We start from the raw sequence: 6502 nt of genomic DNA on the forward strand, positions 1-6502 counted from the left end.
TGGGCTGGTTTTAAGACCCGACAAGGTTAAACAAAGGTTTGATGCTACTTCTTAGCGGAACGGTGTCTAGAGACACGGGCAAGGATAGCCACCATCTCATCAGGCGTTGGGGTCGTCTGAGATCGGGCTCGGGCCATCTGGTCTCGAAGAAGCGAATCGAACTGGGGTGGCATGCGATGTATCGTAACCTGTGGAGGGGTAACCCAGCGAAGCGGGAACGTCCCAGGTTCTGCCCCAAGCGCTTCGGCAACCAGTCGCTCTGCTCGCCTGTCGGCTCGGAAGCCATCGGCAAAGTCTGCCACTTCTCCAGCATCGGTGAGGCGCCGAGGAACGTCTCCGCCACCATGAGAAAACTCAGTTGGAATACCGGCTGCAACCGAAGCAGCCGTTTCAGCATAGCTCTCCAAGTCACTCCCACCACCATATTCTGTGTTGTGGTGACCTTGGATATAGACGGAGTTACGCTGCGCATGAGAGAGGCGCGGATCGCCAGCTGGAACGCTGACGGTTTCGGTGACCAATCGGCCTTGTCCATCTGGGACCTGATAGGTAACCTCAAAGGTTGGTGGTACGGTGCCAGGTCGAGGTTGACCAACCGGCAACTGAGCAAGGAACGGGAAGAGTGGGCCCATACGGTGTCGCATGTGATCTCTATCGAGGATGTGTGCGTTAGCGATACCACGAACGTGAACTGGCTGTAGAACGAATAGCTCGTCGTCAACGTCGGTACCATGTCCGGCTGCTTCATGGAAAATTGTCCAAAGCGGCCCGTTACGTCGTGCTAAGTCAGCAATAAGCTCGTCACCCGTAAGGTCTGTCCGTACGTGAAGCTCGGCCTGTTTCATTACGCCGATGAACTCACCAATAACATCCTCGTCAGGCACCTGATTGTCGATTCCGAGGGCGATCTTTCTCGGATCACTGTGAGCGACACCTGCCGAGCTACGCGGGAAGATAAAGATACCAGTCAGCTTATCGGCGACTCCGGTTTTCTCATGGGCCGCAGCGAGCGACTCAAGGAAGCGGCCGTAGGCTGCAGCAGTCTCCTCGTCAGGTGTGTGATCGACGAACATAAGGCGCATATCCCTCTGTTCACCGTCAGCTGTCTGCCAATCTGCTCGCATGACTTGTTGGATGCGATCTGCGTGCATACCGTCTTTTAGTAGGTGCTCCGTCTTTCGATCGTAGGCCCAAGGGTGCCGCACCAACGTGCGATCAGCCTGAAGGGCCTCTTTTCGAACGCGGATCCATGCAGTCTCCTCGGTCTCTTTGATTATCTTAGGTCGGCCGATAGGGTATGGCTGCCAGGCCCAGCGGCGTCTTTCTCGTTGTTCCCTGTCCCGTCGGAACTTAGGAATGGGTGGTAGCGGTATGAAGCCGTAGAAACCCCAGCCGACACGCTTGTGGGCTGGAATGTGCTCTTTAATGGTCTTGAGCACCTTATGCATCTTACCCGGGAGTTCCATCTTAGCGATAACCTCGACACCACGTTTGCTGGTGAAGTACTGCTTGATCTCAGAGGCGAGGTGTCGCGGCACATGCTCACCGCTATCTACGGCCGTAATAGCGTCTAAGATGTTGCCATAGCCATCACTGACCGCTTCAGCCTCAAGTCGCTGTTCGGTGGCAGGTCTGAGCGGGTAGTCTCTAGGCTCGATGACATACGGAGCCTCGCTGGCAGGGTTGCCATGGAGAGCTTGCTCGGTAGCGCCCTCAACGGTCATTGCCCGGTCGGTACCGAGACGACGGTTGTCTGCGTTATTACCGTCAGTTATGGAGGCGATAGTACCCCATTCAGGTGACGTTCTTCCTATGAATGTCAGCTTGAGTGGGAGCCATCCCCTTCTCTCAAGTCCGCGTACTCTGCGGTTAAATGTTCCAATCTCACCATGAGCAGTCTGGCTGATGACTGTCGAACCGACTGTGTCGGATGTCTGTACGTCCTCGTGGACGGTCGTGGTCCTACCCGGCACCTCTTCGGTGCGATGGATGACGCGAATAATGCTGTGTGGCGGATGAATTAACTGCCAGAGAGCTTCGGCGTTACCGGCGGCGTTGGCAACTGCCAGGCTACCGAGCACGACAGCGCCTGCGACAAGTGGGCGGACATACCACTCCCCTTTGCGTCGGTGGTATCTGGTAACTTCGCGAGTACCGGCAGCAACTCGTCTGGGCAGGAGGATTGTCCGAGCGGCGGAGAGGATACCGATACGGGTACGTGGTCCCTCGGGCGTAAGACGCTCGTGGAGATAAGTCGTTGTCCGACGTGCACCGTCTCTGTCAATGACGTATGAAGGATCATCACCGTTAAGTCGGTCGTGATCGGGGTATAAGTTTTCGACTACCGCACCGGGGTCGTGCTCGACCGGTTGCGGGATTCTATCAGGGAAGGGACTAGGGGTTGACATACTTTGCTGCTCTCCTTATGTAAGCTAACTACGCGTCTTAAACCTATCCACCCTGTTCGTTTTCTGGCTCTACTATAACATACTTATCCGTTAAATCAATACTTTGTTCACATGGCAGGTTATTCTGTCAATACTGGAAGCCGCAGTATAATTAAGGTATGAAGCGGCACTTGAGGCGATTGAAGCTCCATGCCTATCAGCTCGCTACTGGCGGCGTTGTGCTGGCCTTTCTGATCGTTTTTCTGAGTTTCGGCCGTCTCTTTAATGACTCTCACCTCGTAACTACCAATAATCCGCCGGCTAAAAAGCCATCTTCAACTGTCACTCAGGTTCAACCAACTCAACCCCTGCCCGCTCTTGTCGAACCTATCGATCAGTTTCATCAGCGCATCACCAAGATCTTCTTTGGGACCTATGTCACTCCCCAGAACTCGCCCATCCAACCGGAGCGCTTTACCGGTTATCATACTGGGGTCGATGTTGAGTACGGGGATGTGACCGGCACGGTCCCGGTATACGCTATCGCCAACGGGATAGTCACCTACTCTAATTGGGCCTCTGGCTATGGTGGTGTGACGGTTATCCAAGTGACAATTGATGGTGCTCTGCACCTGGTTCTTTACGGACATCTTGATCCCTCTTCAACGTTGCCAGTGGGGACTCAAGTCAGCCAAGGCCAGCAGATTGGCATCTTAGGTATCGCCTACTCGCAGCAGACTGACGGAGAACGGCGCCATCTTCATTTTGATATCCTGGCCAGTGATACTCTCGATCTGCGAGGCTACGTCCCTGTAGCTAGTGAACTATCTGGCTGGATTGACCCGCTCAGCTTGCAGTATCGCAATCTGCCGAATGATAGTTCTAGCAGCCAGTGAAGAGGCGTATCACATACATATCTATGATATAAATGTGGTTGGTATGGCAAATAACTTGTATAATAGTTATTATGCCACAACCAGAGAACAGTTTCTTCTACGATGAAGCCGTCGTCGACTCTCGAAAGGCCTGCGTAGCAGGTTATGTTATTCGCGGCGCCGGTGTTGTACTGGCGGGCGCGGGAGCATATGTGGCCCAGAGATTCGGTTTTAATGCTGGAGAATGGCTCGGTGCTGTATTGCCTGGTCTTGCACTCAGTGTTCGTGTCGGTACCCTGCTCGGGGTGGAGCGCGGTTCAGCATCAGAGCGGGTTAATCCAACGTTGACTGATCGTCACCCAGGTATTGGCCTCAGGGCTACTACCGTGGGCGTGCTAGCAGCGAACGCTGGTGGTGTGATGGTCGGGATGGCCGCAGCGGTCGCAGAACAGAACCCACATCTCACGTTCAGTGCTGCAGGAGCGGTCGCCGAAACGATAGTCGGTGGACTTGTTATGGTGGTCGGCGCGACTGTTGCCGAGGTAGAGATGACCGATGCCGGTCGTGCTCGCAACTTACCGATGAGGATGCACCGCATACTATTTGGTCAGCAAGGTGAACGGCTCTAGTCGAACGTAAACTTCTCTGATTGACCAAATCTGTTTTCTAGAGTATAATACCGGTATTGCTTCAGTGAATCCGAGTGTTTAGAGGTCAGAGTTACTCGATGTTCATTGTCGACAATCGAGGTAACGAAAACTACTAACACGTAAAGGATTCTTTTTTTATGCCTTATAACCCAAGACGCGGCTACGTCTACAGTAGCCGCCCCAGTCCCTATCGGACGTACAATGCCCGGCCAGCCCGCCAGAGCGGTAACCGGCGCAAAGAGACTATTCACCCGTCCCGCTTTATTAAAGCGGCCCAAAACGTCGAAGAGATACCTTATGAGCCGACTCATGTCTTTGGCGACTTTGCTCTGCACGAAGTGCTCCGCAGAAACATCGACCGACGCGGCTTTACTACTCCTTCACCTATCCAGGACCAAGCTATTCCGGCCGGGCTTGTCGGCCAAGACGTCATCGGAATCGCTAACACCGGTACTGGCAAGACACTAGCCTTCGCCCTGCCGCTTCTTCAGCGCCTGATCGTCGATCGCACTTCAAGGGCTCTTATTATGGCTCCGACAAGGGAGCTGGCCCAGCAGATCGAACAAGAATGTCGGCAGCTTGCCAAGGGAAGCGGTCTCTTCGGGGCCCTCCTGATTGGCGGCGCGGCCATGAACCCCCAACTGATCGATCTAAAGGTAAAACCACAGATCATTATCGGTACTCCCGGGCGTATCAAAGACCATCTCGAACGAGGTAGCCTTACTCTCGATAACGTCAACATTGTTGTCCTCGATGAGGTTGATCGCATGCTCGATATGGGTTTTGTGAATGACATGCGCTTCATCTTGAGACAGCTGGCCCCAGTTCGTCAGTCATTCTTCTTCTCGGCAACCTTAAATACAGCCGTCAACAACCTAATCCGGACTTTCTCGAGTGACCCCGTAACTATCTCGGTCAAGACTGGTGAGACGGCCGACGGTGTCGAACAGAATATCGTTACGTATGGTTCACATACCGACAAGATCGAGAAGCTTCACGATCTATTGATCGACCAGGCTGTTACCAAGGCTCTTATCTTTGACGAGACTCAGCGGAGCGTCGAACGTCTCAGCCGTGAGCTCCACGATCGTGGCTTCAAGGTTGACGCCATTCACGGCGGCAAGACACAAGGTCAACGCCAAAAGGCCCTCAATCGCTTCAAGGCTAACGACATAACCATTCTGGTAGCTACTGATGTGGCGGCCCGAGGAATTGACGTCAGCGATATCAGCCACGTCATCAACTTCTCAACACCTCAATCGTACGTTGACTACGTTCACCGTATCGGTCGTGCCGGCCGCGCTGGCCGAACAGGACATGCCCTCACCTTTGTCGATAGCTCGACAGCTGCTCGTCTAGTGGTGCCAAGCCGCTAAGATCGCCCCGTTAATTATCAGGACAACCAGGAAATAGCCGGCATTAATGGCCCAGAGCTTCTTGCGTTGGCCAGCGAACATTGATGTGGTGACCGAAGTCGCCGCTACAAAGCCGAGCCAAGCTACAAAGCCGAGCTCAGCACCTTTCATAGCCGTAACCAGATGCATATCCCGGGCAAAGTTAGCAAGCACGAATGCCCCGATAAGAGCCGCGACAGTTGTGACGGCGTAAGCAAAACCGGCACCTTTGCCCATCATCTCATCCATCTTCTTGCCCATCATTTTGACCCAGGGCTCGGCGAACATCATCTTCGAGTACCAGATGGACCCAACGACCATGTTAACGACGGCTGCCACTATGACCGCCCAATAGTTGATAAAGTGCACGCTTAGCATCTCCCCTCACCTCCTCTTATGAGTTCAAGTATACGCCGAAATTTTAAAATACAACGTTTCTTGGGAAAGCTTAGTGATTGAGGTTGTGATATAACTCACAGGAAGATGATTGTAGCATTGACTACAGTGAGCCCGCCTCATATGCTAAACGTAAGCATTAATATAAGCGAGATCAAAGATGGGCACACAATCTAGACGCGAAATGGGTATGGCTGAGCCAGTACTCATTTTATTAATTGTTATAGTAATCGCCGTGGTCGGCTTTGCGGGATGGTATGTCTACCATAAACGCCAAGAGAATAAGACCACCAATAACGCAACAACATCATCCACCACAGCTTCAACAACGGCTGCAGCAGGCGTGAACGCGGCATGCAACGTCGCATATCACGATAATGTTCTCTGTCGGTCGGCAGCATATATGGACCTAAATAAGATCCCCTACTCAGCTGTACTGACAACGACCAACAACGGGACGACCACCACCTTCAACGTAGCTAGCGACGGTAAGGGAAACGAATCACTTATGGGGACGAGTAACGGATCGGCTATCTCGACGGTTCTTCTAGATGGCAAGACATATATCAAAGATGCAGGATCGTCAACCTGGCTTGAGTATTCAGGTACCGGTGCACCATCCACTTCTAACCCGACCAGCAATGTTAACCTTGGCTTTACCAGCAACTCGATTAAATACAAGAACCTCGGCAAGACGTCATGTGGTAGCGGCGGCGGTACATGCTATGAATATCAGGTTACCGATACAACTATGCCTGGGACAACTCAGGATGCTTGGATCAGCGCCAGTACCTACTATC

Annotated in this window: 6 protein-coding genes; 4 read left to right on the plus strand and 2 right to left on the minus strand. The window is 53.0% G+C overall.

The window, feature by feature from the left end; all coding sequences use genetic code 11:
- Positions 1-44 precede the first annotated feature (44 nt).
- Positions 45-2408, minus strand: coding sequence for a hypothetical protein (locus VGS28_04965; GenBank protein ID HEV2413120.1), 2364 nt, complete (start codon positions 2406-2408; stop codon positions 45-47).
- A gap of 158 nt (positions 2409-2566) precedes the next feature.
- Between VGS28_04965 and VGS28_04970 the strand changes: the two genes are divergently transcribed.
- The 3 genes from VGS28_04970 to VGS28_04980 all read left to right on the plus strand — a co-directional run bounded on the left by VGS28_04970 (position 2567) and on the right by VGS28_04980 (position 5288).
- The gene (locus VGS28_04970; protein HEV2413121.1) at positions 2567-3283 is read left to right on the plus strand and encodes a M23 family metallopeptidase; all 717 of its coding nucleotides are present in this window, start codon (positions 2567-2569) and stop codon (positions 3281-3283) included.
- 71 nt (positions 3284-3354) lie between these two features.
- On the plus strand, positions 3355-3891 hold the full coding sequence (locus VGS28_04975) for a hypothetical protein (GenBank protein HEV2413122.1): 537 nt from the start codon (positions 3355-3357) through the stop codon (positions 3889-3891).
- Positions 3892-4049: 158 nt separating this feature from the next.
- Complete coding sequence (locus tag VGS28_04980) at positions 4050-5288, plus strand: DEAD/DEAH box helicase (protein ID HEV2413123.1); 1239 nt, start codon at positions 4050-4052, stop codon at positions 5286-5288.
- On the opposite strand, the gene VGS28_04985 is transcribed toward VGS28_04980, so the two are convergent.
- Positions 5268-5684 (minus strand): DUF1761 domain-containing protein, encoded by a 417-nt coding sequence (locus VGS28_04985; GenBank protein HEV2413124.1) that lies wholly within the window; start codon positions 5682-5684, stop codon positions 5268-5270. The genes VGS28_04980 and VGS28_04985 overlap by 21 nt on opposite strands.
- A 208-nt stretch (positions 5685-5892) precedes the next feature.
- On the opposite strand from VGS28_04985, the gene VGS28_04990 reads away from it, so the two are divergent.
- A partial coding sequence (locus tag VGS28_04990; GenBank protein HEV2413125.1) for a hypothetical protein occupies positions 5893-6502 on the plus strand: 610 nt, incomplete at its 3' end.

This window comes from Candidatus Saccharimonadales bacterium, assembly GCA_035945435.1.
Classification (GTDB): domain Bacteria; phylum Patescibacteriota; class Saccharimonadia; order Saccharimonadales; family DASZAF01; genus DASZAF01.

Excerpts from the sequence above, each read along its gene's own strand:
- VGS28_04965 (HEV2413120.1), bottom strand. The coding sequence starts at position 2,408 with ATGTCAACCCCTAGTCCCTTCCCTGATAGAATCCCGCAACCGGTCGAG.
- VGS28_04970 (HEV2413121.1), top strand. The coding sequence starts at position 2,567 with ATGAAGCGGCACTTGAGGCGATTGAAGCTCCATGCCTATCAGCTCGCT.
- VGS28_04975 (HEV2413122.1), top strand. The coding sequence starts at position 3,355 with ATGCCACAACCAGAGAACAGTTTCTTCTACGATGAAGCCGTCGTCGAC.
- VGS28_04980 (HEV2413123.1), top strand. The coding sequence starts at position 4,050 with ATGCCTTATAACCCAAGACGCGGCTACGTCTACAGTAGCCGCCCCAGT.
- VGS28_04985 (HEV2413124.1), bottom strand. The coding sequence starts at position 5,684 with ATGCTAAGCGTGCACTTTATCAACTATTGGGCGGTCATAGTGGCAGCC.